Raw genomic sequence first — 1,439 nt, 5'->3', positions numbered from 1 at the left:
ACTCTTCATTTCAGTTTCGATTTTCTTTATTTTATCTAACAAATCTTGTCTATCATCGGCAGATTTTTTGATTAGATCATCGAGTTGTGTGATAGAGTTAATTCCTTGTTCTCTAAGCTTAATTATCGAGTCAGCCATTGTTTTGATATTATGTTTTCTTGCCCAGACTTCGTAACCTTTAGAGGATTGAGCTTTTTCATTAGTAGATATATCAATGACGTTTCCTACACGTTTTTTAATAGTATTAGCTTTATTTTTAATTGATAAATCTATTCTTTCTTTGATTTTTTCCTCGGTATAATCTTCTCCGATAGTCTTAGCTCTTGTAAATCTTTGCTTATCTTTATGACGAAAAGCAATGTGCTTACCAAACTTAATTTCATAATCAAGAGATTTCATATTTTCTAAAAACTCTTCCCAAGAGTTAGATTTATTAATCATTCTATCTATATCAAATTGCAGTTTAGACTTCCAAGAATTTCCTTTCTTATTTTGGTCATATTCGTACCAAGATTTACCCGCAGTTTTATATTTTCTTTTGTAAGCTTCATAGTATTTATCAATGACTGAAAGCTTATTTTCTTTACATAATTCATCACTTTGATACCTGATTTTGTGGTAAGATTTTTTGTTAGATTGGTAGCACTTACCAGTCTTGTAATTAACATTATTAAAAATAATATGGTTATGGATATGCCCTCTATCTATATGAGTTGCAAGCACAAATTCATAATCTTCTTTTAAAATTTTCTTACATAATTCCATTCCAATTTCGTGAGCTTTTATAGGATCAACCTCTCCTGGTAGAAAAGATTGGATTAAATGTCTAGCCAAAACTGTACCTTTAGTATCATTGTCTTCTCGTGTTTTCATAAACTGAATATGGGCAGTAGATGGATGACATTTAAATGAAGAAACCAAGACTTTTTCATCAGTTTTTTCACTCTTGGTTATATAATCTATTGCCAAATTTAGAGTTGATTTTATAGGATGTATTTTTGTAATTGCCATACTAATCACCAGAACTTTCTTTTGATTTATTAAGAAGTAGGGAATGGATCTGCCATATTTCTCTTGATAATTTTTCTATCTGCTTATTCATTGATTCAATTTCATTTTTGTAAATAACACCAGTTGTATTAGTAGCTTTTGCAATCTGATTTATATTATTTGTTGCATTCGAAAGCAGCCATTGTAGGTTTCTAAATGGTTCTAAGTCTACTACATAAATTTCTTTTTCTAATACGCACTTTCTAAGAAAGTGGGACATAGTTTTGCAATTTGCAAGTTTCATTTTCTTTTCAAAAACTTCTTTTTCTTCATCTGTTAAATATATTTTTAGTTGATTATTTCTTTTTCTATTATCCATAGTATATCTCCTTATCATAAATTATTGGGGTCTTAGGGTTCTCCCTAACAAGGTAAAATTGATAAAAAAA

2 protein-coding genes are annotated in these 1,439 nt (G+C 29.0%); both read right to left on the bottom strand.

Features of this window, described 5'->3' with window-relative positions:
- On the bottom strand, window positions 1–1,011 hold a 1,011-nt coding region (locus KHW44_RS09610), incomplete at its 3' end, for a relaxase/mobilization nuclease domain-containing protein (protein WP_304068888.1).
- Window position 1,012: 1 nt separating this feature from the next.
- The gene (gene mobC, locus KHW44_RS09605; protein WP_000370326.1) at window positions 1,013–1,369 is read right to left on the bottom strand and encodes a plasmid mobilization relaxosome protein MobC; all 357 of its coding nucleotides are present in this window, start codon (window positions 1,367–1,369) and stop codon (window positions 1,013–1,015) included.
- Window positions 1,370–1,439 lie beyond the last annotated feature (70 nt).

Source organism: Finegoldia magna (assembly GCF_018371055.1).
In the GTDB taxonomy this organism is placed as follows: Bacteria; Bacillota; Clostridia; order Tissierellales; family Peptoniphilaceae; genus Finegoldia; species Finegoldia magna_I.
The sequence above is the reverse complement of the archived record's forward strand: the minus strand, read 5'-3'. Positions and strand labels throughout refer to the sequence as shown.